General features: G+C 68.6%; 23 protein-coding genes. 15 read left to right on the forward strand and 8 right to left on the reverse strand.

Annotated features, from left to right (window positions below; genetic code table 11):
• Positions 1-9 precede the first annotated feature (9 nt).
• From FE263_RS11325 to FE263_RS11340, 4 genes are read left to right on the forward strand one after another with little or no spacing between them, the layout of a single operon-like run.
• The gene (locus tag FE263_RS11325) at positions 10-1,044 is read left to right on the forward strand and encodes an ABC transporter permease (RefSeq protein WP_205880345.1); all 1,035 of its coding nucleotides are present in this window, start codon (positions 10-12) and stop codon (positions 1,042-1,044) included.
• A 2-nt stretch (positions 1,045-1,046) separates the two neighbouring features.
• Positions 1,047-1,613 (forward strand): phosphoheptose isomerase family protein, encoded by a 567-nt coding sequence (locus FE263_RS11330; RefSeq protein ID WP_138326087.1) that lies wholly within the window; start codon positions 1,047-1,049, stop codon positions 1,611-1,613.
• 27 nt (positions 1,614-1,640) lie between these two features.
• Complete coding sequence (locus FE263_RS11335) at positions 1,641-2,414, forward strand: SDR family NAD(P)-dependent oxidoreductase (RefSeq protein ID WP_138326088.1); 774 nt, start codon at positions 1,641-1,643, stop codon at positions 2,412-2,414.
• A gap of 19 nt (positions 2,415-2,433) precedes the next feature.
• Complete coding sequence (locus FE263_RS11340; protein WP_138326089.1) at positions 2,434-3,435, forward strand: SMP-30/gluconolactonase/LRE family protein; 1,002 nt, start codon at positions 2,434-2,436, stop codon at positions 3,433-3,435.
• On the opposite strand, the gene FE263_RS11345 is transcribed toward FE263_RS11340, so the two are convergent.
• The 5 genes from FE263_RS11345 to FE263_RS11365 all read right to left on the reverse strand — a co-directional run bounded on the left by FE263_RS11345 (position 3,407) and on the right by FE263_RS11365 (position 10,974).
• Complete coding sequence (locus FE263_RS11345) at positions 3,407-4,696, reverse strand: hypothetical protein (RefSeq protein WP_138326090.1); 1,290 nt, start codon at positions 4,694-4,696, stop codon at positions 3,407-3,409. The two genes, FE263_RS11340 and FE263_RS11345, sit on opposite strands and share 29 nt — an antisense overlap.
• Positions 4,696-5,751: a hypothetical protein gene (locus FE263_RS11350; RefSeq protein ID WP_138326091.1), complete on the reverse strand. Its 1,056-nt coding sequence runs from the start codon at positions 5,749-5,751 to the stop codon at positions 4,696-4,698. The genes FE263_RS11345 and FE263_RS11350 overlap by 1 nt, the downstream gene beginning before the upstream one ends.
• Positions 5,752-5,904: 153 nt before the next feature.
• Positions 5,905-8,337, reverse strand: coding sequence for a putative bifunctional diguanylate cyclase/phosphodiesterase (locus FE263_RS11355; protein ID WP_138326092.1), 2,433 nt, complete (start codon positions 8,335-8,337; stop codon positions 5,905-5,907).
• A gap of 58 nt (positions 8,338-8,395) precedes the next feature.
• Complete coding sequence (locus FE263_RS11360) at positions 8,396-10,408, reverse strand: TonB-dependent receptor plug domain-containing protein (protein WP_138326093.1); 2,013 nt, start codon at positions 10,406-10,408, stop codon at positions 8,396-8,398.
• Positions 10,405-10,974, reverse strand: coding sequence for a hypothetical protein (locus FE263_RS11365; RefSeq protein ID WP_138326094.1), 570 nt, complete (start codon positions 10,972-10,974; stop codon positions 10,405-10,407). The genes FE263_RS11360 and FE263_RS11365 overlap by 4 nt, the downstream gene beginning before the upstream one ends.
• 216 nt (positions 10,975-11,190) lie before the next feature.
• Between FE263_RS11365 and FE263_RS11370 the strand changes: the two genes are divergently transcribed.
• Together FE263_RS11370 and FE263_RS11375 are read left to right on the forward strand one after the other, a co-directional pair.
• Positions 11,191-12,246, forward strand: coding sequence for an aldo/keto reductase (locus FE263_RS11370; RefSeq protein ID WP_138326095.1), 1,056 nt, complete (start codon positions 11,191-11,193; stop codon positions 12,244-12,246).
• Between the two features lie 2 nt (positions 12,247-12,248).
• The gene (locus tag FE263_RS11375) at positions 12,249-12,842 is read left to right on the forward strand and encodes an NADPH-dependent FMN reductase (RefSeq protein WP_205880346.1); all 594 of its coding nucleotides are present in this window, start codon (positions 12,249-12,251) and stop codon (positions 12,840-12,842) included.
• A 27-nt stretch (positions 12,843-12,869) separates the two neighbouring features.
• On the opposite strand, the gene FE263_RS11380 is transcribed toward FE263_RS11375, so the two are convergent.
• Positions 12,870-14,372, reverse strand: coding sequence for a glycosyltransferase family 39 protein (locus FE263_RS11380; protein WP_171034052.1), 1,503 nt, complete (start codon positions 14,370-14,372; stop codon positions 12,870-12,872).
• A 137-nt stretch (positions 14,373-14,509) separates the two neighbouring features.
• On the opposite strand from FE263_RS11380, the gene FE263_RS11385 reads away from it, so the two are divergent.
• The gene (locus FE263_RS11385; RefSeq protein ID WP_138326097.1) at positions 14,510-14,752 is read left to right on the forward strand and encodes a hypothetical protein; all 243 of its coding nucleotides are present in this window, start codon (positions 14,510-14,512) and stop codon (positions 14,750-14,752) included.
• A gap of 13 nt (positions 14,753-14,765) precedes the next feature.
• On the opposite strand, the gene FE263_RS11390 is transcribed toward FE263_RS11385, so the two are convergent.
• Positions 14,766-15,479: a GntR family transcriptional regulator gene (locus FE263_RS11390; protein WP_138326098.1), complete on the reverse strand. Its 714-nt coding sequence runs from the start codon at positions 15,477-15,479 to the stop codon at positions 14,766-14,768.
• A gap of 82 nt (positions 15,480-15,561) precedes the next feature.
• Between FE263_RS11390 and uxaC the strand changes: the two genes are divergently transcribed.
• From uxaC to FE263_RS11410, 4 genes are all read left to right on the forward strand, one after another.
• Complete coding sequence (uxaC, locus tag FE263_RS11395) at positions 15,562-16,959, forward strand: glucuronate isomerase (protein ID WP_138326099.1); 1,398 nt, start codon at positions 15,562-15,564, stop codon at positions 16,957-16,959.
• Positions 16,960-17,071: 112 nt separating this feature from the next.
• Entirely contained in the window at positions 17,072-18,091 is a 1,020-nt protein-coding gene (locus tag FE263_RS11400) for an SPFH domain-containing protein (protein WP_138326100.1), read from the forward strand.
• 73 nt (positions 18,092-18,164) lie between these two features.
• Positions 18,165-19,097 carry a BKACE family enzyme gene (locus tag FE263_RS11405; RefSeq protein ID WP_138326101.1) on the forward strand — a complete coding sequence of 311 codons (933 nt, stop codon included), beginning with the start codon at positions 18,165-18,167 and terminating at the stop codon, positions 19,095-19,097.
• A 104-nt stretch (positions 19,098-19,201) separates the two neighbouring features.
• On the forward strand, positions 19,202-20,374 hold the full coding sequence (locus FE263_RS11410) for a GGDEF domain-containing protein (protein ID WP_138326102.1): 1,173 nt from the start codon (positions 19,202-19,204) through the stop codon (positions 20,372-20,374).
• Positions 20,375-20,393: 19 nt separating this feature from the next.
• Here the strand turns inward: FE263_RS11410 and FE263_RS11415 are convergent, their stop codons facing one another.
• The gene (locus tag FE263_RS11415; RefSeq protein ID WP_138326328.1) at positions 20,394-20,549 is read right to left on the reverse strand and encodes a YqaE/Pmp3 family membrane protein; all 156 of its coding nucleotides are present in this window, start codon (positions 20,547-20,549) and stop codon (positions 20,394-20,396) included.
• A gap of 111 nt (positions 20,550-20,660) precedes the next feature.
• On the opposite strand from FE263_RS11415, the gene FE263_RS11420 reads away from it, so the two are divergent.
• From FE263_RS11420 to FE263_RS11435, 4 genes are read left to right on the forward strand one after another with little or no spacing between them, the layout of a single operon-like run.
• A complete protein-coding gene (locus tag FE263_RS11420; RefSeq protein ID WP_240759385.1) occupies positions 20,661-22,046 on the forward strand; it encodes a replication-associated recombination protein A in 1,386 nt (461 codons plus the stop codon).
• Positions 22,043-23,014, forward strand: a complete 972-nt coding sequence (locus FE263_RS11425) for an RluA family pseudouridine synthase (RefSeq protein WP_138326104.1) — start codon at positions 22,043-22,045, stop codon at positions 23,012-23,014. Before FE263_RS11420 ends, FE263_RS11425 begins: the two co-directional genes overlap by 4 nt.
• A 5-nt stretch (positions 23,015-23,019) precedes the next feature.
• A complete protein-coding gene (locus tag FE263_RS11430) occupies positions 23,020-25,476 on the forward strand; it encodes an AsmA family protein (RefSeq protein WP_138326105.1) in 2,457 nt (818 codons plus the stop codon).
• Positions 25,473-26,207 (forward strand): ATP12 family protein, encoded by a 735-nt coding sequence (locus tag FE263_RS11435; protein ID WP_171034053.1) that lies wholly within the window; start codon positions 25,473-25,475, stop codon positions 26,205-26,207. The genes FE263_RS11430 and FE263_RS11435 overlap by 4 nt, the downstream gene beginning before the upstream one ends.
• Positions 26,208-26,250: the final 43 nt, after the last annotated feature.

Consider the following 26,250-nt stretch of genomic DNA (forward strand, 5'->3'; position numbering starts at 1 on the left):
ATGTCCCCGGTGCGGCGAATTCCGCTCGTCAGCGCGACCAACCGGGTCCTGCTGGTGCTGTTCGCGGGTCTGGTGCTGCTGTTCGGCACGGTCATCGGCACGCCGCTGTTCCGGCTCGGCACCTTGCGGGCGATGGCGCTGCAGGTGCCGCAACTCGGCCTGCTGTCGCTTGCCATGATGATCGCGCTGCTGTCCGGCGGCCTCGATCTCTCGATCATCGCGGTCGCCGATTTCAGTGCGCTGGTATCGGCGTTCCTGCTGACCAACATCCCGGCGGACCCCGGTGGGCTCGGGATCCTGCTTCAGGTGCTCTGCCTTCTGGCCGGACTGCTGGTGGCCGCGACCATCGGCGCCATCAACGGGGTTATCATCGCGTATCTCGACGTCTCGCCGATCCTGACCACGCTCGGCACCATGACCATGATCAAGGGCCTGAGCGTCGGCCTTACGCATGGCGGCGTGATCTCCGGCTTTCCACCGCTGGTGCTGTTTCTAGGCAACGCGAACCTGCTCGGCGTGCCGGTGCCGCTGGTCATCCTGCTGCTGGTCGCATGGCCGGTCGCGGTCATGCTCAACCGGTCGCCGTTCGGCAACCTGATCGCGATGATCGGCTCGAACATCGCCGCCGTGCGCTACTCGGGCGTCGATACACGCTGGGTGCTGATCCGCATCTACGTGCTGTCGGGACTGCTGGCGGGGCTCGCCGGCATCATCATGATGGCGCGGTTCAACTCGGCGAATGCCGCGTACGGCGAGAGCTTCCTGCTGGTGACGGTGCTGGCCGCGGTGCTCGGCGGCGTCGATCCATCGGGCGGCTTCGGAAAGGTCAGCGGGCTGCTGATCGCGCTCGCCATCCTGCAGCTGATCTCGACCGGCTTCAATCTGCTCGGGCTGAGCGAGTTCCTGACGCTGACGATCTGGGGCGTCACGCTGGTCTCGATCGCCGGCCTCGGCGTGCTGCGACAGCGCCTGCCAAGCCGTCGGCGCGCGATCTCTCCCGGTCAGACTTCTTCCGGTCCTATCTCCCCACGTGCGGAACGTTGACGATGACCCAGGATGCCGAGTTCCTGAACTGGCTTGACGGCGCCTGCGACGAACTCCGGGGCATCGCGCGCGAGGTCGACGCTGGAGCGCTGCACGGCCTCGCCGACGAATTGCTGGCGGCCCGGCGCATCGCGCTGCATGCACTCGGGCGCGAGGGGCTGATGATGCGGGCGCTGACGATGCGGCTGTTCCATCTCGGCCTGCAGGCCAGCCAGGTCGGCGAGATGACCACACCGGCGCTGGCGACCGGCGACCTGTTGCTGGTGGCGGCGGGGCCCGGGGCACTGGAGAGCACGGCCTCGCTGATGCGCATCGCGCGCACGGCGGGAGCGCGGACCGCCCTGCTTACGGCGGAACCCGCGGCGGCGCTCGGCGCTCTTGCCGATCTGGTGCTGCTGATGCCGGCGCGCACGATGGCGAGGCCCTCGAGCGTGCCGTCCAGCTTCACCATGGGCAGCGCGTTCGAGGGCATGCTGTTCATGATGTCGGAGTACCTGGTCGGCCGTCTCGCGGTCCGCATGGGCGAGACCGAGGATGCGATGCGGGCCCGGCACACCAATCTCGAATGACCGTTCTTGGATAGTGGGAAGCATGACATGAGCACTGAAACCGTCGCGGCCGGGCATGGCCGCATGAAGGGCCGCGCCGTGATCGTGACCGGCGCCTCCAACGGGATCGGCCGCGCGACCGCGTTGCTGTTCGCAGCCGAAGGGGCCGACCTGGTCGTCAACGATGTCGATGCCGGACGGCTCGAACAGCTTCGCGCGCTGATCGCCGGTGCCGGGATCCGCGTCCGCGCGGTGGTCGGCGACGTGTCCAAAGTCGATGACGCACGCGCGATCGTCGCGGGCGCGGTGGAGGACTTCGGACGGGTCGACGTGCTGGTCGCCAATGCCGGCATCATTCCGGAACTCGACCTGCTCACCGCGACGGCGGAGGATTTCGACCATGTCATGGCGGTGGACGGGCGCGGCATGTTCCTGACCTGCAAATATGCCGTCGAGGCGATGCTGCAGTCGGGCGGCGGCGCGATCGTCTGCCTGTCGTCGATCTCCGGCGAGGCCGGGCAGAAGGGCCAGGCGGTCTACGGGCCGGCGAAGTTCGTGGCGTCCGGCATCACCAAGCATCTCGCGGTGGAGCTGGCGACGCGCGGGATCAGGGTGAATGCCGTCGCGCCGGGCACGATCGCCACCGAGGCCGTGAAGAAGCTCTCGGACGAGTACGTGTCGAACATCAAGGCGATGCACCCGATGGCGAGGCTGGGCAGGCCGGAGGAGGTCGCCGAGGCGATCCTGTTCCTGGCGTCCGACGCCGCCTCCTTCATCACCGGCGTGGTGCTGCCGGTCGATGGCGGCTATCTGGCCCAGTAGAAGCTGCAGGAAGACATCGATGGACTGGACACCTCATCAGGGCGAGGCGCCGTTCGGACGGCACGCGCCCTTGCCGCTCGGCGACCTGCCCGGCACGCGCTATCCGAGTGCGGCGGTGGAGGCGCTCGACAAGCGTTTCACCGCCAGGCAGGGCAATGCCGCCATCCAGCGCATCGCCACCGGCTTCCGGTGGGCCGAGGGGCCGGTCTACTTCGCGGACGGCGGCTACCTGCTGTGGAGCGACATCCCGAACAACCGCATCATGCGGTGGCTGGAGGATGACGGCCATATCAGCGTGTTCCGCGCGCATAGCCACCACTCCAACGGCAATACACGCGACCGGCAGGGGCGGCTGGTCACCTGCGAGCATGACAGCCGTCGCGTCACCCGGACCGAGCCGGACGGCCGCATCACCGTCCTGATGGACAGCTACCACGGCAAGCCGTTGAACGCGCCGAACGACATCGTGGTCGCGTCCGACGGTGCGGTGTGGTTCACCGATCCCGGCTACGGCATCGATGGCCCGTACGAGGGCCATAGCGCGGATGCGGAGCTGCCGCGGCATGTCTACCGGCTCAACCCGGCGACCGGGCAGGCGACGGTGGTGGCGGACGATTTCGTGCGCCCGAACGGCCTTGCCTTCTCGCCGGACGAGACGCTGCTCTACGTGGTCGATAGCGGCATCACCCATGGTGGTCCGGCGCATATCCGCGTCTTCGACGTGAAGGACGGCAGGCTGCATGACGGCCGGATCTTTGCAGAGGATTTTGCGCCGGGCTTCACCGACGGCCTGCGTACCGACGGCGAAGGCAATGTCTGGTGCAGCATGGGCTGGGCCGACCCGGCAGAGGACGGCGTGCGCTGCTACGCGCCGGACGGCACCCTGATCGGCAAGGTGCACCTGCCGGAGACCTGCGCCAACCTGTGCTTCGGCGGCCGCAAGGGGCACCGGTTGTTCATGGCAGCCAGCACGTCGATCTACGCCCTCTACGTCAACACGGTCGGGGCACCTCGGCTCTGAGCAGATCCGTCGCCGCCTCGCTGCCGACCAGGATCTCGACAAGCCGGGCACGGTCGGCCAAGGGCAGGCAGGTCGCCGCGCGGATCGATATCGCGGCGGCCGACAGGTCTGCGGCGTAGAGCTCGCTGCCGCCAAGCCTGCGTCCGATCGCCTCCAGGTCGCGCAGGTCGTGCGCCACGCTTTCGAACTCGACAATCTGAGGATCGGTCGGCGGCCTGATGACCGCCTTCAGAGGGCCGAGCAGCTTGGACTCCAGGCTGAGGGTAAAGCTTTCGCGGCAGGTCTTGCGTGCCGTGGCACGCATCTGATTGATCTGCACGCGCCGGTTGCCGCCAAGCCAGGTCCGCAGCTCCAGCGCCTGCATCAGCAGCATGCCCTCGCGCAGGGCCTTCAACCGGTGCCCGGCGTCGGAGGGGCAGGTGATCCGGTCGAGTGCCTGACGGGTAGCGAATTCGATCGCCTGCTCCGTCACCCGGATCGCGGCGGCTCCGTGCAGTTCGGCCTGCGCATCCACCGCGTTCAAGATCACATCAGGTCGCGGCGTGTCGACCAGCAGCAGCCCCACCGCCACCGCCGCGTCGTGCGGCTCGTGCGACAGCGACTTGCCGATCACGCGGCAAAGCCGCGCAGGATCCGGGCCGTCGTCGTCCTCGGCCTGACTCGCCAGCACCTGCCGATCCAGGGCATCGCCCAGCAGCATCGAGACGAGCGCCGCAAGTGCTGCGAAGTCCGTGGCGGCAAGGCCGGTCTGCGAGATCCAGCAGTCTGGAAGCTTTGCGGCTGCCAGGATGCCCGAGGCTTCCGGCCAGAGCAGATGGCCAAGCTGCCGCACCGAACGGGCTCCGTCGCGGTGCTCCGGTCCGGTACTCTGCGCCAGCGCCCGGTCGATCTCGGCGGCTTGTCCGCCCATCGCGGTCCTGACGACATTGGCCAGGGAAGGCAGCGTGTGTCGCGGCAGCATACCGTCGCCACGGCGCCAGATCCTCGGCGGGACGATGATCGCGTCGACCGGCATGAACAGCAGGCGGGTGAAGTTGTAGGGCCGGCCTGGACGCAGGATGGCCAGCCTGCTCCGCAGCGGCGCCACCAGGGCATCCGCGGTGCCGCGATCTGGCATTGCATCGACCAAGGCGACGACCCGCGCGACCTGCTCATCCCGCGCGGTCGCAAGCTCCTGGCGAACCTTGCTGAAACCCACCCTGACGTCGGACGCGCTTCCAGGTTGCTGCGCCGGCGACGGCATGTTGTGCAGCTCGCGCATCACGACAGCATGGCGAGCACGGCCTCGCCGCGTGCGACCTGGTCATGCCCGGATCGCCCCGGGCGCGTGTCGTCGGCGCCTTCCGTGAGGTGACGGCTTTCCTGCAGGATGATCTGGCGTGCCTTGAACATCTCCGCCGTGCGTGGCTCGGAGGCCGGCATCGGGGGCAACAGTGCGATCAGGCGGGAGACCGGTACCGGCGTTGAACGCCCCATCGTTGCCAGGCGATATCCGGCGTCCAGCTGGTCCCAGCCATCGAGCAGCCAGTCCGGCTGCGACAGGATTGCACGAAGCGGCTCCGGCGACTTCATCCAGATGCGGATCAGATCCGGCATGTTGATGACGACAGCCGTCTTGGCCATGGCCATGGTGACGTTATCGAGCAGCAGGTCGATCAGGGCGGCGACGCGGCGGGTATCGTATCGTGGCGATGGCGCCGGGCCGGCATCATGACGAAGTGCGTCGCGCAGCGCTCCGAGCCGGGCGATGCGTCCCGCAAGCGAGCCAGCTGCGGATCCGGCTGTTCTGCCGGCCGGATCGAGGTCGGCGAGGTTGCTGGCAAGAGTTTGCAGTGCGAGAGCCAGGTTTTCCTCCTGCAGCCCGTGACGGCCGGCGAACGCCGTGACCGCCTCGTCGCCGGCGGCGCCTGCCTGCGGCTTGACCGAGGGTCGCGACGCGAGCGGCGCGGCCGCTTCTGGGCCGGGTGCGCCCTGCAGCCTGCACCGCAGGAATACCTGCGCTTGCACAAGGGCGGTGTCGGCGGCGGCAAGACCGGCTTGCGCCGCCAGGATCGCCGGGCGCCCCGCAAGGCCATCGACCGCGGCCTGCCAGGTCTGGTTGCGCACCACGGCCGGGCTCACGGTCGAAAGCACGCCGAGGCGGCTCATGAGCTGCTGGTCGAAGATGGTCCGCTGGCACAGCGAGCCGACCTGGTCCCATGGCAGCACATAGACGCCGCGGCCGCTCGGGCTCGGCACGATGCCTTCGAGGATGCCACCGGATCCGATCCGGATGCGCGTCCCGAACAGACCGGGCGTGGTGAACGGCACGTTCACTCCGCACTCCTTGAACGTCGCCGGCAGGAACGGCAGTATCTGTCTGTCTGCCTGCCTTGCGGGTTTCTCTGCCACCCCACGACCACCTGTTTGAGACCCTGCAACGATACCGCGAGGTGATCAACAGGAGGTTAACAAGTCATGCAGGCGGACTCAGGCCAGCATCGTCGCGTCGGCGAGGTCCAGCAGTCTTGGCCTCGGTTGACCCGGCGACAAGGGTGAGGAGTTGCGGAGGAAGTTCTCGACCTCGTCGTGCGGCATCGGGCGGCCGATCAGGTAGCCCTGGAACTCCTGGCAGCCGGTCGCACCGAGCAGCCTGAACTGCTCCTCGGTCTCGACGCCCTCGGCAGTGACCTCAAGGTCAAGGCTTCGGCTCAGCGCGATGATCGCCATGATGATGGCGCGTGAGCCGCTATCGCTGGCCAGCCTCTGGACGAACGACCGATCGACCTTGAGCTTGTCGAAGGCAAAGCGCTGAAGGTAGGAAAGGCTCGAATATCCGGTACCGAAATCGTCCAGCACCAGCCGGGTGCCGAGCTCGCGAAGCTCGGTGAGCGTCTTGATTGCGGCATCGGTGTTGTCCATCAGCACGCCCTCGGTGATCTCGAGTTCGAGACGGTCGGGCGGCAGGCCGGTCTTGATCAGGATGTTCGCGATCGTGGTTGGCAGGTCGGTGCGCAGGATCTGCGCCGGCGACAGGTTGACGGCGATGCGGCAGGGTTGGCTCCAGCCGGCTGCCGCAGTGCACGCGGCCTGCATGACCCACTCGCCCAACGGGATGATCAGGCCGCACTCCTCCGCCAGCGGGATGAATTGCGCCGGCATCACCAGCCCCAGGGTCGGGTGCATCCAGCGCACCAGCGCCTCGAAGGCCAGGATCCTGAAATTGCTATCGACCAGCGGCTGGAAGTGCAGGATCAGCTCGTCGTGTTGCAGGGCATGGCGAAGATCGTGCTCGAGCTTGCGCCGGCCCTGCAGTTCGTCGTCCATGCCGCTCTCGAACAACCGGAACCAGCCTCGTCCGTTCGCCTTCACCCGATAGAGCGCGATGTCGGCCTTCTTGAGCAGAAGCTCGCCGGTCTCGCCATGCTCCGGATAGAGCGCGATGCCGACGCTGATGCCGACATTGACCTCCTGGCCCTCGATCCAGAAGGCCGGGGACAGGCAGTCGATGATGCGCCTCGCGAGCGTGGTGGCCTGCTCCGGCTGCACACCGGTGGTCTGCAGCACGACGAACTCGTCGCCGCCGACGCGCGCTACCAGGTCGCTTTCGCGCAGGTTCGTGCGCAGCCGGTCGGCAACGTCGCGCAGCAACTGGTCGCCTGCTGCGTGTCCGAGCGTATCGTTGACCATCTTGAAGCCGTCGAGATCGAGGCAAAGCACGGCGAGCGGGTCAAGGCCGCGGGCAGCGCGGCGAAGCGCCGCATCGAGGCTCTCGTTCAGCAGCACGCGGTTCGGCAATCCGGTCAGCATGTCGTGGTGCGCCAGGAAGCGTATGCGCTCCTCCGAGGCATGGCGCTCCCGCACGTCGCGCAGCGCCGTCACCAGCGCCGGCCTCCCGCCGTAGGTGATGGCGCGCGACAGGATCTCCACCGGCATGCGGCTGCCGGTGGAGGCGACGATCTCGGTCTCCACCGGGGCGTTGCCTCGATCCGGGCTCCAGGCAGACATGTCGCTGCCCGCAACGATGAAGCGGTCGAGCGTGCTTGCCCGCAACTCGATCAGCTCGATGCCGAGCAGCGCGGCAAGGCTCTCGTTGCCGTCGAGGATCTCGCCGTCCCGGTGGATCAGGATACCTTCGAGCGTACTGTCCGCCAGTTGGCGGAAGCGGTCGGCCTCGAGCCGGTCCCGTGCCGCCACCCGGTTGTCGACCAGCGAGCCGAAGAGGCTGAGCAGCAGGACGACGACGCCCTCCGCGGCGACGATGATGGCGATGGGCGAGGAGGCGATGTCGTCGGGCCGGGCGACCGCGCTCAGCCAGGCATCGAACGGCAGGATGGCGGCGAGCGAGCCGAACACCAGGACGACGATGGCGAGTGCCGCCAGCCCGGTGCCGATCAGCCATGGCCGGTAGCGGCGTTGTGGGTTGCTGCTCTCCCAGAGCGCGAAGCCGCACAGGATGGCGCCGAGCACCATGACGATCAGCACCGCGGTCAGGTCGTATTCCAGCGCGAATGGACGCACCAGTCCGGCCATGCCGGTGAACAGCATGCAGGAGAACCCGCAAGCCAGCAGCGATCCGGCCAGCATGCCGTTGCGCGCCGACCGGCGGCCATGCTGGTGGATGGCGCCGGCAATCGCGCCGCTGACGAGCGACATCGCCAGCGCCGGGATCATCCATCGCACCGGCACGCTCAGGCTCAGCTTGGGGTAGACGCTGGCGAGGGCGGTGAGCAGGGTGATCCAGAAGGCGAACGTCAGCACGACGCTGAAGGACAGGGCGCCGACGGTCGCGGCCAGTCGGCCGGCGCGCCTGGTCAGCAGGATGCGCATCGCAATGCAGCTGCCGATCGTGGCTTCAACCAGCACGATCGCCAGGCTTGCCAGGTCATGGTTGCGCAGCAGGGCAGCCAGCAGGTGGTTCATGCGCGGCAATCCTTTCGATCCGGACCGACGCGCGGCGAGAAGCCAGCGGACAGCTTCATCAGAATCTCAGCTCCAGCCCGGCCAGGAATTGCCGGTCGACCGCAAGGCCGGCGGTTTCGGCGATCTGCTGCTTGTTGACCTGTTCCGCGAGCACCGAGGCGGTGAACAGCCTGTTGATCCGGTACGCCGCGTGCAGGTTCACCGTGACATAGTCCGGTACGACGATGACAGCGGTGGCGCCGGTGGAGGTATCGAGCGCGAAATCCTCGATATGCGATTGCCAGCGTGCCTGTACGTCGAGATCCAGTCGCCGCCACGTGTAGCCAGCCCCGGCGATGACCGAATTGGTTGGCGTCTGCCGTTGGAAGCTTACGGTCGCCGCCTGCGACAGCACGTCTTCGGGCGTGCTGTCGCGCACCGCCGCCAGGGCGTAGCTGAGGTTCCAGCGCAGGCCGTTCGGGCTTGATCCCGTGATCCCGATCTCGCCACCGGCTTCGTTGCTGCCGCTGAAATTCGTTGCCCGAAGCAGCGCCTGATAGGTGGGCAGCAGCGTCTCGCCGGAGCCGAACGGCGATCCGATGGTAGCGTCCATGCGCTGGGCGAACGCTGCCAGCCGCAGCGTGGAGTCGAGCACCGCCAGCTTGCGGTCGTAGTCGACCTCGTAATTCTGGACTTCCGATGGGCGCAGGCCGGTGTTGCCGGCCACGATGGCGTCGCCGTAGGTCCTGGCAAACCCGAAATCGACCAGCACCGGTATCTGGGTGGCGCGTGCGGCGGTCACGCGAACGGTATCGTAGGGCGTCGGCTTGTAGACTAGTCCGCTGTTGAAATTCGGCTCGATTATGCGTGCGTCGAGATAGAGCGGCCCCAACGTGGGAATGTAGAATTGTCCACCGTCATGGCTCAGGGACAGGTCGTCGACCCGTATGACGTTGGTGAGGGAAAGCTGAGGCAGGATCTGCCACGCCCACATCAGCGAACCGGCGACGATCGTATAGCCGAGGCGGCCGCTGAAGGTCTGCAGAGACGCCACGGAGTTGTCGCGGTATTCGCCTGCGATCCGGAAGGTGTTGTTGGTGCCCAGCTTGAACAGGTCGCTGGCCTGCACGACGTTGAGATCCTCGCGCCAGTGATCGTTCTCGCCGGAACCCTGTTCGGCGGCACGATCCTCGGACGTGCGATTCTCGTTGCGGTAGTAGTCGAGCTTCAGCACCCCGATCGGGGTGTCGGCCGAGAGCGCCGAGCGCAGGCTGTTCGCCTTGAACGCGATCGGCGTGTAGGTCCCGGTATCGATGTAGTAGTTGCTGTCGACGCTGCCGATCGAGCCGAACAGGTCCCATTCGATGCCGTGGCCGAGCAGGAAACGTCCGTCCACGGCAGCGGTGCCGCTATGCGGCTGCTCGCGCGTATCGCCTTGTCCGTAACCCGTGAATTCGGTCGAGCGGAACCCTTCGGCGGATAGGCGGACGCCCGCCACTCCCGGCACCTGCGCGGTCGCCACAGCCTCGCCATAGGTCTGGTTTTGCGTGCCACCCATCACCCGGCCGCCATTCACCTTGTCGGTCAGGGGGTCGTAGGTCACGATGTTGATGACGCCGGAAACGGCATTGAAGCCGTAAAGCGCGGCGCTTGGTCCCTTGATGATCTCGATCTGCCGGATCGAGCTCAGCGCCACCGGGATCAGCGACCAGACGGTAAGGCCGTAATCGTCCTGGTAGACCTGCCTGCCGTCGAGGAGCACCAGCACACGCGGATTGAGCGCGGTGTCGTAGCCGCGTATGCCGACGGAAGCATCCTGCAGGCCGTACTGCCGGACGTCGATCCCGGCCACGAAGCGCAACACGTCCGGCAGGGTATCGGCGCCGGTGCGGCGGATCTGCTCGGCGGTGACGATCTCCATGTCGGCCGGCACCTCCCTTGCGCGTTGCGGCTGTCCGGTCGCCGAGGTGGTGACCGGCTCACCGAACATGTCCTCCAGGGCATTGCGGTCGAAGCTCTGGGCGAGTGCCGGAGACGCTCCGGATGTCGCACCGCAAGCCAGCAGAATGGCGAGCCCAAATGATTTTTTCATATTTCCTGGACCATCATGCGGAACACGGTTGCGAACCGGAGCCCGAAGGCACTCGCGTTTATCTCGTTGACGACGATGGCGACCTGAGGCTCGGAGCAGATCGCCACCACGCAGGCGCCATGCTCGACCTGATCAAGGTGCCGGGTCAGGCAGAGCACCCGATGGCTCCGCATGCCCGCGCTCAGGAGCTGGTCGCTCACCCCCACCGTCTCGAAGATCGCGCCGAAGTCGCCCGGGCCGGCGAGCTGTTTCTGTTCCACCAGGCGCGGCTGGAGCGTGAGGGTGCCGACGGTCAGTCCGGCGCCGAGCAGGCCAGCCAACGCCCTGGCTTCGGCAAGGGATTGCGGGAGGAGCTGGTCGTAGACGATCGCGACCACGATCTCGCCACTGAAGGGCGGTTCCTGGAAGTGCAGCACCCGTCCGGCGACCTGGATATCCTGCACGGTCGGCGCCTGGTTCGGCAGCGGCGCCCAGCTGCCCAGCAGCAGGGCCGCGGCCGGAAGCCAGTTGGCAAACGGGCGGGATCCCCGCCGGGGGACCGGAGGGATCGTTGTCTTGCGCGCCATGCCCCCTCCCGTTGCTGTCCGACCCAGCCGAGCCGTTATGCCCAGGCTTGGGTTAAGGAAGGCTTAGTGGCGGCCGTGCGCATGACCTGCGGCACAACGGTGCGGGACGGCGGTTTTGACAGCGGCCGATGATAGCGCTCTCATGCACCGGTCAGCATGGGCATGTCCCGGCGGCGCAGAACGGCGCCGAACCGGGCGGCAGCAAGGGAGCACGCCATGGAGTATCGTCAACTCGGCCGTTCGGGCCTGAAGATTTCGTCCCTCACGCTTGGGACCATGACCTTCGGCGGCCGCGGCGTGTTCGCCAAGACCGGCTCGACCGACCTTGCCACGGCGCGCCGTCAGATCGACCAGTGCCTGGATGCGGGCGTCAACCTGTTCGACACCGCCGACATCTACTCGGACGGCCTGTCGGAGGAGATCCTTGGCGAGGCGATCGAGGGGCGGCGGCAGAACCTGCTGCTGGCGTCGAAGGCGCGGTTCCGGATGGGGCCGGGCGCCAACGATGCCGGCCTGTCACGCCAGCATCTTGTCCGCGCCTGCGAGGCAAGCCTGAAGCGGCTGCGCACCGACACCATTGATCTCTATCAGCTGCACGAGATCGACGGCCTGACGCCGGTCGAGGAGACCATGCTGGCGCTCGACCAGCTGGTCCGCGACGGCAAGGTCCGGTACGTCGGCGTCTCGAACTTCTCCGCCTGGCATCTGATGAAGTCGATCGGCGTGTCCGAGCGCGACCGGCTGGTACGGCCGGTCAGCCAGCAGATCCACTACACGCTGCAGGCGCGCGAGGCGGAATACGAACTGGTGCCGGCATCGATCGACCAGGGTATCGGCATCCTGGTCTGGAGCCCGCTGGCAGGCGGCCTGCTGTCGGGCAAGCACCGCCGTGGCCAGGCGACCCCCGAGGGCACCCGCCAGCTGGCCCAGTGGACCGAGCCACCGGTGCGGGACACGGACAAGCTGTACGACATCATCGAGGTGCTGGTGGAGATCGCCGCTGCGCACGACGCGTCGGCGGCGCAGGTGGCGCTGGCATGGCTGCTGGGCCGGCCGGCGGTGAGCTCGGTGGTGATCGGCGCGCGCACCGAGGCGCAACTGGCCGACAACCTCAAGGCGGCCGACCTGCATCTCACCACGGAGGAGCGGAGCCGGCTCGACGCGGTCAGCGCGCCGCCGCTGCTGTATCCGTACTGGCACCAGGCCAATACCGCGTCGGACCGGCTGTCGGAGGCGGACCTCAGCCTGCTCGGGCCGCATCTGAAGTCTTGACCTTGGCCGAGGCGGACGCCGGGCTGACCGTACCGGTCCTGCTGGGTTCGGTGCGCCGCGACCGGCAGGGCATCCGGGCGGCGCGCCTGATCGTCCAGGCGCTGGAGGCACGCGGCCATGAGGCGCCGCTGGTCGATCCGATGGAGCTGCATCTGCCGCTGCTCGACCGGATGTACAAGGAGCACCCGGCAGGAGAGGCGCCGGAGCCGCTGGAACGGCTGGCGACGCTGTACCGCCGGGCGGACGGCTTCATGATCGTCAGCGGCGAGTACAACAACGGCATCCCGCCGGCGCTGAAGAACCTGCTCGACTACTTCCTCGAGGAGTATTTCTGGCGTCCGTCGGGGATCGTCTGCTACTCGGCCGGCCAGTTCGGCGGCGTGCGGGCGGCGATGCAGCTGCGCATGACGCTGGCCGAACTCGGCATGCCCAGCATTCCCAGCCTGCTGCCGATCCCGCGCATCCAGCAGGCGCTCGGCGAGGATGGCGTGGCGACCGACGAGCGGACCGGCAAGAGCGCCGCCCGCTTCCTGGACGAGTTCACCTGGTATGCGCGGGCGCTGCGTCACCAGCGGGCCGGCGGGGTGCCCTACTAGCGACGTCCGGTCAGGGGGACGGCCCGGCTAGGCGCCGCCGGTCTCCGGCGTGGTCGGGCAGGGTCGTCCATCCGGCGTGAACGCCTCGATGATGATGTCGAGGCCCACCGTGCGGGTCATGCAGGGCGCGCCAAGCGGGGCCACCATGTCCAGGAAGGCGGAGAGCGGCGTATGGTCGGCCTGTCCGACCCGGCCATGCACGGCGAGCACCGGATGGCCATCGTGCAGGGACTGCAGCGCACGGGTGGCATCGTCGGTCCAGAGCTCGTCCGGGAACGGATCGGCCAGGCGCTGCAGCCGGACGTTCATCATGTCGATGGCGCCGGGATCGTCGGTCAGCAGCAGGGCATCCGCCGGCAGGCTGCCACGCAGCATCATGGCGGCATCGTTCCAGAGCGGCTTGGTCTCAAGCCGGTAGTACGGCAGCAGGTTGGCGACGCCCGCCACGATCATCACCGCAAGCACGCCGAACGACAGGTTCCGCGGCAGGCAACCCAGGCCGAGGCCGGCGAACAGGAAGAAGATGGGGCCGCTCCAGGCCAGGTAGCGCGGCATCCACACCGACGATACCAGGGAGGCGACCAGCAGCCCGGCCGGCAGGGTGACCAGCGCGATCTTGGCGGCGGTCATCGCCGGCTGCCGGCGCGGCACCCGCCACAGGCCGAACAGGGCCAGGGCGCAGACCATGCCGCCGAGCCAGGCGACGCCATCGGGGAAGGTGTGGAAGGCGATCAGGCTGGTGGTGCGCAGCAGGTAGACCGCCTGGATCGTGGTCCAGAGCCGTTCCCAGTTCAGTGGCGGCACCCAGTCGAGACCGCTACCCATGTCGCCCTTGGTGAGGCGATGCATGGCGACGATCCACGGCAGGTAGCAGGCCAGGACAGCGGCGTGCACGATCGCGACATTCACCAGCAGGCCACGACGGGCGGCCGCGTCGCGCCAGGCTGCGGCCAGCAGGGCGATCAGGCCGGCGGCGAGCCAGAACAGCGCAACGCTCAGCGTGTCGAGTGCTGCGGTGGTGGCCAGGCCGTAGACCAGCCAGGCGCGCCAGGCAGAGCCGGCCCTATGCAACGGCAGCGCGGCTCGTGACGGTTCGCGCAGCGCGACGACCAGAGCCCACAGCCCGAGCAGGATGAAGCTGATCACCAGGGTATAGGAGCGCGCCTCCTGGCCGTACTGGACCTGGAACGGCGACAGCGCCAGCAGCAGGCCGGCACCGAGCGCCGCGCGACGGCCTCCGAGGGTGCGGGTGAGGCCGAACAGCAGCAGGCAGGACACCGCGCCGAACAACGCCGCCGGCAGGCGCAAGGTGGCCTCGTCGGTGCCGTGCGGGATGAACCAGCCGCTGATCAGGAAATAGAGCGGCAGATGATGGAACGAGAGCGAGTCGCGGATCATCGCCCTGGCGGGCAGGGCGGAGCGGTGCAGGGTGGTGACCTCGTCGAGCCAGTAGGGCTTGTCGCCGAGGCCGTAGAGCCTGGTGACCAGGCCCGCGAGGACCACCAGCAGGCCCAGGCCGAGATCGGTCAAAGGCCCCGATGCAGGCTTAAGACGGAACCGTGGAACGGCTAGCGCTGATCGGTGTTCCATCGGCTCTTCAAATCTGGGATCTGGTCCGGACCATGCATGATCCACGCCGCCCTGTCATGAGGGGCAAGAGTAACCGGATGTCGCGAAACGGAAATGTGCCCGCCACCCTGGTGCGACGCGCCGGGGCGCTCGGCATCGGGCTGCTGTTGTCGGGATGCGTCGCTACCGCGTCGACCGGACCGCAGGCCGGGGTGACGCCGGGATACGGCTATGTCTGCCATGCCGGCGTCTATATATGCCGGTTGCCGCAACAGGTGCCGCAGGGAGCGCAATGCAGCTGTCCCGGGCTCGGCGCGCCCTCCTACGGCGTGGTCAATTGAGCAGAAGCCGCGCTCAGCCGAACAACTCCGGCTGAGCCTGTCGCGCCGGTTCGATGCTGCCCAGCAGGGCGCCGAGATGAGCGCGCATCGCCTCCGCGGCGCCGTCGGCATCACGCGCGGCGAGGCGGTCGACGATCACCGCGTGCTCTTCGACCACCGAGCCGAAGCGGCCGGCGACCGGGAGGGTCAGGCGGCGGAAGCGGTCGACCTGGGTCTTGACCTGTTGCGCGACGGTCCAGAACCGAGGCTGGCCGGCAATGGCGGCGAGCATCGCGTGGAACGCCTCGTCGGCGCGGTGGAAGCCGTCGCGATCGGAGGCCTTGCCCAGGGCCGTCTGCAGGGCGAGATGGGCCCGCAGGGCCGCAAGGTCGGGATCGGACCGCAGGCGCGCGGCGACCCGGACGGTGGCCTCCTCCAGGGCTGAGCGGACCGCGATCACTTCCGGCAACTCGGCGACCGGGATCCTGGCGATGAAGGTGCCGGACTGCGGGTAGATGTCGATCAGGCCTTCCTCGGCAAGCCGCAGGATGGCCTCGCGCACCGGAGTCCGGCTGGTGCCGTGAACCTGCGCCACCTGCATCTCGACCAGCGGGTCGCCGGGACGGCGGATCAGGGAGACGATCTCGTCGCGGAGGGTGCGGTGGATGATGGCCGCCAGGCGCTCGCCGCGGACGGGGGTCGACAGCGGCATCGCATTTCGTCGTGGCCGGGTGGTCGGGGTCTGCATGCGACAGTGCTTCCGATCAGGACAACAGTTGCCTGGATTGTAATATACTAGTATCCGAGATGTGACGACCAGAGGACGCGGCATGTTGCATCCCGACTTCCTGTTCCCGGCCGAGACGGGTGCGCGCGGTGTCGCCCGGCGCCTCTACGGCGAGGTCGCTGCCCTGCCGATCGTCAGCCCGCACGGTCATTGCGATCCGGCGTGGTTTGCCACCGACCGGGCGTTCGCTGATCCGGCCTCGCTGTTCGTGGTGCCAGACCACTACGTGTTCCGCATGCTGTACAGCCAGGGCGTGCCGCTGGAAGCGCTCGGCATCCCGTTGGCGGACGGCACCCCGGGGGACGCCGAGCCGCGGGAGATCTGGCGGCAGCTGGCCAGCCACTGGCACCTGTTCCGCGGCACGCCGACCCGGCTCTGGATGGAGCACGGGTTCTCGACGCTGTTCGGGATCGAGGAGCGGCTGACTGCCGACAATGCCGACCGGCTGTACGACCTGATCGCCGGCAAGCTGCAGGAGCCTGCCTTCAGGCCGCGCGCCCTGTTCGAGCGGTTCAACATCGAGGCGCTCGCCACCACGGAGAGCGCGATCGATCCGCTTCCGCATCATCGCACGTTGCGCGACAGCGGCTGGGCCGGGCGCGTGATCACCACCTTCCGGCCGGATGCGGTGATCGACCCCGACTTCCCCGGCTTCGCCGACAACCTTGCCGAACTCTCGCGCATCACCGGAGAGGATACCGGAAGCTGGAACGGGTATCTGGCCGCCCTGATGCAGCGCCGCGCGTATTTCCGCAGCTTCGGCGCCACCGCGACGGACCATGGCCATCCGAGCGCCGCCACGGCGGACCTGCCGCATGCCGAGGCGGCATCTTTGTTCGCGCGCGTGGTGTCCGGCGCGACGGCGGCCGAGGCGGAGTTGTTCCGGGCGCAGATGCTGACCGAGATGGCGCGCATGAGCCTCGAGGACGGGCTGGTCCTGCAGATCCATCCAGGCGCGATGCGAAACCACAATCCCTCGGTGTTTGCCCGCTACGGCCGCGACAAGGGCGCCGATATCCCGACCGCGACCGGCTACGTGCATGCGCTGAAGCCGCTGCTCGACCGGTTCGGCAATGACCGTCGCCTGACCGTCATCGTCTTCACGCTCGACGAGACCGCCTACTCGCGCGAGCTGGCGCCGCTCGCCGGACACTATCCGGCGCTGCGGCTCGGACCGCCCTGGTGGTTCTTCGACAGTCCGGAGGGCATGCGCCGGTTCCGCGAACTGACGACGGAGACCGCCGGCTTCGCCAACACGGTCGGCTTCAACGACGACACCAGGGCGTTCTGCTCGATCCCGTCCCGGCACGATGTCGCGCGCCGGGCTGATTGCGCGTATCTGGCGCGGCTGGTGACGGAGCATACGCTGGACGAGGACGAGGCGCGCGAGGTGGCGATCGACCTCGCCTATCGGCTGGCCAAGTCCGCCTATCGGCTCTGAGGGCCGGCGCCCGGACGGCCGTTATGTACGGTAGCCGGGCCGGGCTACAGTGCGACAGGCGGTGGCCGGGCAATCAGGCCCGGGCAGCCGCCGGTGTTCGAAGGCGCATGCCATGTCCGGCCCACCCACGAGTCCCTGGTCGTTCCCCGAGCCCAAGCTGGTGCGGCGGCCACCCGGCCTGCCGGCGCTGCCCTGGCGGATCGTCGCCGTGGCGGCGCTGGTGCTGGCTGCGGTCATCGTGCTGTCAGGCTGCTTCTACACCGTGCAGCCGACCGAGATGGCCGGCGTGCGCCGTTTCGGCACCGTACTGACACCGCTTCCGGTGCAACCCGGGCTGCATTTCAAGCTGCCGCTGATCGACGAGGTGGACAAGATCCAGACCAGCCTGACCGCGCTGCGCATGGAGAACATGACGGTCTATACCGTGGACAACCAGTCGGTCGGCATCGGTATCGGCCTGACCTACCGGGTCCCGGAGGATGCGGTGCTGCGCCTGCTGTATCATACCGGGCGTACCGGCAGCCTCGACATCAACAGCACCATGCAGCCGATCATCGCCGACCGGGTGATGCGGGTGTTCTCGACGCAGAACACGGTGAACATCTCAGTCGAGCGTGCCTCGATCGCGATCGCAGTGCGACGCGAGGTCAGCCAGGCGCTGCGCTCGATCTTCGGCATCGAGGTGACCGACCTGCAGATCAGCTCGATCAGCTACTCGCCGACCTTCGAGGAGTCTGTGGAGCAGGCCGTCAAGGCCAAGAATGATGCGATCCGGGCCGAGAACACGGTGGCGCGATTCCATTTCGAGGGCGAGCAGATCAAGGTGCAGGCGGATGCGCAGGCCGCGGTGCGGATCGCGCAGGCGAACGGCGAGGCGCAGGCCAACATCGACCGCGCCCGTGGCGAGCGGCAGGCGGCGATCCTGCGTGCGGAAGGCGACAGTCAGGCGACGCTGCTGAACGGCCAGGCGCAGGCCAAGGTGCTGCAGCTGGTGGGCAGCGTGACGCAGGCCGATCCGTCGGTGCTCGGATACCAGGCGGCGACGCGCTGGAACGGCGCGCTGCCGGCGACGAGCTTCGGGGCCGGTGCCAACCCGATGACGCTGTTCAACCTGCCAGCGTCGCCACGCTGAGCTTGTTTCGCAGACCGGTCGTACGCCCGCAGCGGCGACGAGGCCGGGACGCTCCGGGGGAAGGGACAGCATCGTGGCTGTAGCTCGAAAGGTCGTCATCACCTGCGCCGTGACCGGCGCGATCCATACGCCTACGATGTCGCCCCACCTGCCGGTGACATCGGACGAGATCGCCGCCGCCGCCATCGGCGCCGCGCAAGCCGGGGCCGCGATCGTGCATCTGCACGCACGCAATCCGCGGACCGGGCAGCCCGATCAGCGTCCGGAGGCGTTCGCCGCGTTCCTGCCGCGCATCAAGCAGGCCTGCGACGTGGTGATCAACCTCACCAGCGGCGGTGCGCCCTGGATGCGGATCGAGGAGCGCATCCGGCCGTCGATGACCTACAAGCCGGAAGTCGCGTCGCTCAACATGGGCTCGATGAATTTCGGACTGTTCCCGATGCTGGAGCGCTTCAAGGAGTTCAGCCACCCCTGGGAGCGCGAGGCACTCGAGAACAGCCGCGACCTGATCTTTCGCAACACCTTCAAGGACATCGAATATGCGCTCGAAGCCTGCGCGGAGAACGGCACCCGCTTCGAGTTCGAATGCTACGATGTCGGCCACCTCTACAACCTTGCGCACTTCCTGCAGCGCGGCCTGGTGAAGCCACCCTTGTTCGTGCAGACGGTGTTCGGCATCCTCGGCGGCATCGGTCCGCATCCCGAGGATGTCATGCACATGAAGCGTACCGCGGACCGGCTGTTCGGCGACCAGTATCGCTGGTCGGTACTCGGCGCCGGCCGCAATCAGCTGCCGATCGCGGCCCTCGCGGCCGGCATGGGCGGCAACATCCGGGTGGGGCTGGAGGACAGCCTCTGGATCGCACCGGGAACGCTCGCCAGAAGCAATGCCGATCAGGTGGCGCGTGCGCGCATGATCGTCGAGGGGCTGGGGCTCGAGGTCGCCACACCGGCGGACGCGCGCGAGATGCTGTCGCTCAAGGGCGGCGACAACGTCGACTTCTAGCCCTCGGGGGCGGCAAGGATAGCCGAATGAGGTGACGCTACTCTTGGTTGCATCGGCCGGTAGTTTCTCGTAACGGTAACGGCACGTTTACCTGGAAGCCGACGATGTCCGACGCGCGCTACAGCTTTACGGTGCCGGCCTGGCCGGTGCTGCGGTGGCTGACCGATCCGGGCCGGCGGATCGCTCCCCGGATCGCGCAGAAGCTGCTGGGCGAGATCTTCGCTTCCCCACGGGCGGCCATCGCCGGCGTCCTGAACGGCCTGATCCTGAACGTCACCGCCCTCTGCATGCACCTTGGCAAGGTGTTCGCGATGTTCGTGGTGATCGACGTGGCGCTTGCGGCACTGCGTATCGCGGTGGTGCGGCGGGCCGTCGCCGCCGCCGCCCGCAACCAGCCCACGCCCACCGAACTCTACCTGTTGACCGCGATGTCCTGGTGCGCACTGGAAGGCGCGATGGCGTTCGCCGCGATGCGGACCGGCAGCCTTGCCTTGCAACTGCTGGCTGCAACCACGGTGATGGGACTGGTCGGTCCGATCTGTGCACGAAACTATGCCGCGCCGCGCTACGCGATGACGCTGGTGGCGCTGTGCTGCGTCCCTTTCGTGGCCGGCGGAGCGCTGTCCGGCAACCACTGGCTGCTCATCCTGGTCCTGCAGACGCCGGTCTTCTTCTTCGGAGTTGCGACGATCATCCGGCGCTTCCAGGGAATGGCGGTGGCGACCCTGCAGGCCGAGCAGGAGAGCTACGACCGCGCCCGCCACGACGGTCTCACCGGCCTGCTGAACCGCTCCGGCCTCATGGAGGCGCTCGGTTCCCGGTATGCCGCGAACGCCACCCCGTTCGTGCTGTTCTACCTGGACCTGGACGGCTTCAAGCCGATCAACGACAGCTTCGGACACGCCGCCGGCGACCGGATCCTGCGTGCGGTGGCGGACCGCATGCGGTCCAGCCTGCGCCCGGACGACATCGTGTCCAGGCTCGGCGGCGACGAGTTCGTCATCGTGGCACCGGACATGACGCCGGCGCAGGGCGAAGCCTATGCCGGCAGGGTGATACGCAGCGTCACCGACGAGCCCTACATGCTGGAAGGGTCCGGCCGGGTGCGGATCGGCATAAGCGTCGGATTTGCCTGCTCTCCGGAGGACGGCGCGGCGGGCGACGACCTGCACCGCAAGGCGGATGCGGCGCTCTACGAGGCAAAGGCGGCGGGCAGGGGGATCCAGCGCCGGTTCATCGAAGCGCCGGTCGCATCGAGGGAAGTGGCGGCATCCTGAGCCAGGGCCGCCGTCCCGCCTACCTGGCCTTGCCGATGGCGTAGCAGGCCCATAGCGCGGCCGGTACCCAGCCTATGACGGTGATCTGCAGCAGCAGGCAGATCAGGCCGGCGATCGGCCGTCCGATGGTGAAGAAAGCGACCCAGGGCAGCAGCAGTGCAAGCAGCAGGCGCAGCATCGGTTGATCTCCATTGGGCGCCGGGATGCGTTTCGTAGCGAAGTCACGGTTGGCCCGGGGGTCCGGTCTAGGACGGTCTGCTGCTATAAGCGTTCGATGAGGCAGAAGTTGAGCGGCAGCTCCCCGATCGACGCGAATGGTGCGGACCTGTTCGGCGGCGCGACGCCGCCGGCGGACGACAATAGCGCCGGGGATCGCGATGCCGGGACCGACGCGACGCGGCCGCTGGCGGATCGGCAGCGGCCGCGGACGCTCGACGATGTGGTCGGACAGCCGCATCTGCTGGGGCCCGACGGGGCACTGCGGCGCATGCTCGCCCGCGGCTCGCTGGCGAGCCTGATCCTGTGGGGCGGCCCGGGCGTCGGCAAGACGACGATCGCGCGCCTGCTCGCCCAGGCGGCGGGTCTGCGCTTCGTCCAGCTCTCGGCGGTGTTCTCGGGCGTGGCCGACCTCAAGCGCGCCTTCGACGAGGCGGCCCGGCGGCGCCACGCGGGTCAGGTCGGCACGCTGCTGTTCGTCGACGAGATCCACCGCTTCAACCGCGCGCAGCAGGACGGCTTCCTGCCGGTGGTCGAGGACGGCACCGTCGTGCTGGTGGGAGCAACCACGGAAAATCCCTCCTTCGCGTTGAACGGGGCGCTGCTGTCGCGCTGCCAGGTGCTGGTGCTGCGGCGGCTCGACGACGACGCCCTGCAGGCGCTCATGGTGCGCGCCGAGCAGGATGCCGGCCGCGCGCTGCCGCTCACGGCGGCCGGACGCGAGACGCTGCGCGCGATGGCGGATGGCGACGGGCGCTACCTGCTGAACATGGTGGAGCAGCTGCTCAGCCTGCCCGGGCAGGACACGCTCGATCCGGCGGCGCTGGCCGACCTGCTGGCACGCCGGGCGGCGTTGTACGACAAGGACCGCGAGGAGCACTACAACCTGATCTCGGCGCTGCACAAGTCGCTGCGCGGCTCGGATCCGGATGCGGCGCTCTACTGGTTCGCGCGCATGATCACGGGTGGCGAGGATGCGCGTTATGTGGCCCGCCGTCTGACGCGCTTCGCCGCAGAGGATGTCGGCATGGCCGATCCGCAGGCGCTGACGCAGGCGATCGCGGCCTGGGAGACCTACGAACGGCTCGGCAGTCCGGAGGGCGAACTCGCCCTGGCGCAGCTCGTCGTCTACCTGGGCACCGCGCCGAAATCGAACGCCGTCTACAAGGGCTGGGGGGCGGCGCTGCGGGCCGCGAAGGCGACCGGCAGCCTGCCGCCGCCGGCGCACATCCTGAATGCGCCCACCAAGCTGATGAAGCAGCTCGGCTACGGCAGCGGCTACGAATACGACCACGATACCGAGCAGGGTTTCTCCGGCCAGGACTACTTCCCGGACGGCATGGCGCGGGAGCGGTTCTACCTGCCGACGGATCGCGGCCAGGAGCGCGAGGTGCGACGCAGGCTGGACAACTGGGCGCGGTTGCGGGAAGGCGACGCGCCCGGAGATGCCCGATGAGTGTCGTGATGATGAGCGTGAGCGAGGATGAGGCGGAGATCCGGCTGGATCGCTGGTTCCGCCGGCACTTCCCGCATCTGACGCAGGGCGCGCTGCAGAAGCTTTGCCGCACCGGGCAGGTGCGCGTGGATGGCAAGCGTGCGGAGACCGCGACGCGGCTGATGCCCGGACAGTCGGTGCGGGTGCCGCCGATCCCGCAGGCCGCCAGGCCGGCGCCGATCGTGGTCGCGGTGAACGAGAACGATCGCCGCGAGCTCGAGCGCATGGTGGTTTATCGCGACGAGCAGGTGATCGTGCTCAACAAGCCGGCCGGTCTGCCGGTGCAGGGCGGACCGGGCATCAGCCGGCATGTCGACGGCATGCTGGACGCGCTGCGCGGCGAACTCGAGCATCGGCCGCGGCTGGTGCACCGGCTCGATCGCGACACCTCCGGGCTGCTGCTGCTGGCGCGCACGCCGGGCGTCGCCGGCAAGCTCGCGGCTTCGTTCCGCACCCGCGAGGTGAGGAAGATCTACTGGGCAGTGGTGGTGGGAAAGCCGACGCCGGCGGAGGGTGTCATCGACCTGCCGTTGGCGAAGCTCGGCATCGGGCCCGGCTCGCTGACCATTGCCGCCGGGCGCGACGAGGAGGATGCCGCCAATGCGCGCACCGAATACATGGTCCGCGACGCTGCCGCGCGAAAGCTGTCCTGGCTGGAGCTGTCGCCGCTGACCGGGCGGATGCACCAGCTGCGGGTGCATTGCGAGGCGCTCGGCACGCCGATCCTGGGCGATCCGAAATACGGCGGCCCCGGCGCGCATCTCGACGGCTTCGACGATCGGCTGCACCTGCATGCGCGCCAGCTCGAACTGCCGCATCCGGCCGGCGGCTGGCTGAGCGTCGCCGCCGGGCTGCCGCCGCACATGCGCGAGACCTTCAAGTCGCTGGGTTTCGAGGCAGGCGCGCTGCCGGCGGTACGGCGGAGCTGAGCCGGATGCGCGGCTGGATGAAGTTCGGCGCCGGCGCCGGCATCGTCGTGCTCGTCATGGTGCTGTCGGGCGCCATGCTGCTGGACCGGTCGCTCGACCAGGACCGGCTGCGTCGCGCCGTGATTGCCTCCGTCGAGAAGCAGAGCGGCAGGACCGTCACCCTGCAGTCGCTGAGGGTGAGCCTGTTGCCGTCGCCGCACGTCGAGGCGCAGGGCTTCACGCTCGGCAACCCGGAAGGGCTTGCGTCGGATGGCGGCGATCCGGTGATGCTGCGGCTCGGCGACGTGCAGGCGCGGATCGGACTGTGGCCACTGCTGCGTCATGTGGTGCGGCTGGACGGGCTGCAGATCCGGCACGCAAGCCTGGCGCTGGCGCGTGATCCGGACGGGCGCGCGAACTGGCAGATGCACCCGGCGCGCGCCCCCGGTCGAGGCAGCGCCAGCGCCGGCCACGAGCAACCCTGGGGCGTCGCGTTCGACAGCGTGCTGTTGATGGATGCGAAGGTCTCGTTGCGCGACAGCCAGGCGCATCGCAGCGGCGCGGTCCATGTCGCGCATCTCGAGGGCAGCGAGCTCGAGAGCCAGCGTCCGGCGTTGAGCCTGGCCGGGAGCCACGGCGATGCCGGCTTTACCGCCGACGGCACGATCGGTCCGATTGCGCGGCTGCTGGCGGATGATGGCCGCTCGCCCTCCCGGCATGGGGAAGCCTGGCCGGTGGCGCTGCGCATCGGCGAGCAGGCGGACGGGCGCACCTTGGCGCACGGGAGCATCGAGGGCGGGCTCACCGATCCGCGGAGCGGGCGCGGATACGACCTTTCGGCCAGTTTCCATATCGGCGCGCTTGGCGATCTGAACCGGCTGTTCCCGCACGCCGGCCTGCCGCCGGTGCAGGCGCTGCACGGCAGCCTGCATGTGGTCGATACCGGCCGTCCGCTGCTGACCGCGCTACAGGTTCAGGCCGGGACCACCCTGGTGCATGGCGAAACGCTGTCGTCCTGGCGCCTGTCCGCCGCGAGCCCTGATGCGCCGCTGGCGGTCGGGGCGGATGGCAGCTGGCAAGGCAGGACGCTCCGGCTGCATGGCACCGCCGGCACCCTGCGGACCGTGCAGGCGATGTCCGGCGGTTCGATGCCGCCCGCAACACCGGTCCAGCTTGTGCTGGAGACGGCGGGGGCGGCTCTGCAGGCCCAGGGACAACTGGGCGGCGAGGGCGGCGATCTGACGCTGCACGGCACGGCGGCGGATCTCCGTGCGCTGTGGGCGAGCTCGCCCGGGCTTGGCCCGGTGGCCGTCACGGCGCGGGTAGTCGTGCAGCCGGGCCGGGCGGTGCAGGTGTCCAACCTCAGCCTGACCAGCGATGCCGGCGATCTGGAGGGGGCGCTGAGCCTGTCCTTGCACGGCAAGCCGTCGCTGAGCGGGCAGTTGACCTCGAACCGGCTCGATCTGGACCGGCTTGCGAGCGGCGGCACCGGTGTTCGCGCTGGAACCGCTGCCGCGCCGCCGCCGCCATCTCCAGCGGGGGCCGTACCGGGAGCGCGGGCGCCGGTGCCCCCGGTGTCCCCGGTGCAGGAGGACGTGCCATGGGCGCTGCTGCACCGCGTCGATCTCGATCTCAGGATGCGCGTCGCCGCGCTGCTGGTGGATGCGCAGACGCTGCGGGGCGTGACCGCGCATGTGGCGCTGCAGGGCGGCCACCTGCTGATCGACCCGGTGCAGGCGCAGGGGTCGGCCGGTCCGGTGTTCGCCCGGCTGGAGGCGGATGCCTCTGCCAGTCCGCCGCATCTGGACGTGACCATGCATCCGCTGTTCCTGCCGGCGTCCGCACTCGCCGGCTGGCTGGGCCAGCCGGTGCCGATGCGGGGCGCCATCGAGCTGGTCGGGACGATCCGGGCGCAGGGCGAGACCCGGCGGGCCCTCGCGGACTCCGCCAGCGGGCATGTCGGCGCGAGCATGGTGAACGGCTCGCTTGATAATGACGCCCTGCTGCGGCTGCTGGGACGTTCGATGCCGCTGTCGCTGGCGCTGCCGAAGGGAGGCACCACCGACCTGCGCTGTCTCGCTCTGCATGCCCGGCTTGGCGATGGCCGGGCCAGCCTCGACACCATCAGCCTGCGCACCGGCCGCGCCTCGGTGGACGGGCAAGGCGTGGTCGGACTCCCGGACGGTGCCCTGGATCTGCATCTGGTGCCGTTCGTAACCCTCGGCGGTGCCGGTGCGTCGCTGCCGGTGCGTGTCACCGGGACGCTCCGGCAGGCGCACCCGGCGTTCGACACGAGTTCCACGGACGGGCGCACGACGTTGGTGATCGGCCCGCAGGACGAGGCCTCCGAGGGATGCGATGCCGCGTTGCGGGCAGCGCGGGAGGATGTGCCGGGGCCGGCGCCTTCGGCAGCCGCACCCGGGCAGCGGCACAAGAACCCGAAGCCTCTCGATATCCTGCGTGGGCTGGGGCTTTTCCGGTGAGCGCGAGCTTACGAAAACGCTTCTGGCAGCACGTAAGCGTCGTTCCACAAGATACTGCATTTGTGTTATTTCTTGACGATAGGCCGCTCCGCCTGCCGGGTGGTTCGGTGCTGGGACTGCCGACCGCGGCACTTGCGGCCGCGGTCGCCGAGGAGTGGCGCCTGGCCGGCGGCGGCATCGGAGAGATCTTCGGGCCGGACGATCTGGTGCTGACCGGGCTGGCCGGCAGCCTGCAGGAGCGTGTCGCACCGGCGCCCCGGGCGATCGTCGACCTGCTGCATGCTCATGCCGCGACCGACCTGCTGTGCTATCGCGCGTCCTCCCCGGCCTCGTTAGTGCAGCAGCAGGAGGGGCTCTGGCAGCCGTGGCTGGACTGGCTCGAGCATCGGCATGGCGTCCGGCTCGCGGTGACCAGCGGGGTGATGCCGATCGGGCAAGATACCGGTTCGATGGCGCGGCTGCACCGAATGCTGTGTCGGCAGTCGCCCGTGACGCTGACCGGGCTGGGGGCAATGGTGCCGGTGCTGGGCAGCGTCGTCCTGGGGCTGGCGGTAGCGTCAGGCGAGCTCGAATCCATGCGGGCGGTCGAGCTGGCGCGCCTCGACGAGAGCTTCCAGGCCAGGCTCTGGGGGATGCAGCCGGAGACCGAGGCGGCGACCGGGCGGATGAGGATCGAGACCGCGCTGGCCGCCCGGTTCATCTCCCTGGCAACGCCGGTGGATGCAGCCTGACCGGAGTTCGAGACAAGATTGGTTACATTCCGTAGGGACATGA

It is taken from the genome of Lichenicoccus roseus (assembly GCF_005844085.1).
Taxonomy (GTDB): domain Bacteria; phylum Pseudomonadota; class Alphaproteobacteria; order Acetobacterales; family Acetobacteraceae; genus Lichenicoccus; species Lichenicoccus roseus.

Coding starts and splice junctions, on each gene's coding strand:
- FE263_RS11330 (WP_138326087.1), top strand. CDS start 1,047: ATGACCCAGGATGCCGAGTTCCTGAACTGGCTTGACGGCGCCTGCGAC.
- FE263_RS11335 (WP_138326088.1), top strand. CDS start 1,641: ATGAGCACTGAAACCGTCGCGGCCGGGCATGGCCGCATGAAGGGCCGC.
- FE263_RS11340 (WP_138326089.1), top strand. CDS start 2,434: ATGGACTGGACACCTCATCAGGGCGAGGCGCCGTTCGGACGGCACGCG.
- FE263_RS11345 (WP_138326090.1), bottom strand. CDS start 4,696: ATGCGCGAGCTGCACAACATGCCGTCGCCGGCGCAGCAACCTGGAAGC.
- FE263_RS11355 (WP_138326092.1), bottom strand. CDS start 8,337: ATGAACCACCTGCTGGCTGCCCTGCTGCGCAACCATGACCTGGCAAGC.
- FE263_RS11360 (WP_138326093.1), bottom strand. CDS start 10,408: ATGAAAAAATCATTTGGGCTCGCCATTCTGCTGGCTTGCGGTGCGACA.
- FE263_RS11365 (WP_138326094.1), bottom strand. CDS start 10,974: ATGGCGCGCAAGACAACGATCCCTCCGGTCCCCCGGCGGGGATCCCGC.
- FE263_RS11370 (WP_138326095.1), top strand. CDS start 11,191: ATGGAGTATCGTCAACTCGGCCGTTCGGGCCTGAAGATTTCGTCCCTC.
- FE263_RS11385 (WP_138326097.1), top strand. CDS start 14,510: ATGTCGCGAAACGGAAATGTGCCCGCCACCCTGGTGCGACGCGCCGGG.
- FE263_RS11390 (WP_138326098.1), bottom strand. CDS start 15,479: ATGCAGACCCCGACCACCCGGCCACGACGAAATGCGATGCCGCTGTCG.
- uxaC (WP_138326099.1), top strand. CDS start 15,562: ATGTTGCATCCCGACTTCCTGTTCCCGGCCGAGACGGGTGCGCGCGGT.
- FE263_RS11400 (WP_138326100.1), top strand. CDS start 17,072: ATGTCCGGCCCACCCACGAGTCCCTGGTCGTTCCCCGAGCCCAAGCTG.
- FE263_RS11410 (WP_138326102.1), top strand. CDS start 19,202: ATGTCCGACGCGCGCTACAGCTTTACGGTGCCGGCCTGGCCGGTGCTG.
- FE263_RS11425 (WP_138326104.1), top strand. CDS start 22,043: ATGAGTGTCGTGATGATGAGCGTGAGCGAGGATGAGGCGGAGATCCGG.
- FE263_RS11430 (WP_138326105.1), top strand. CDS start 23,020: ATGCGCGGCTGGATGAAGTTCGGCGCCGGCGCCGGCATCGTCGTGCTC.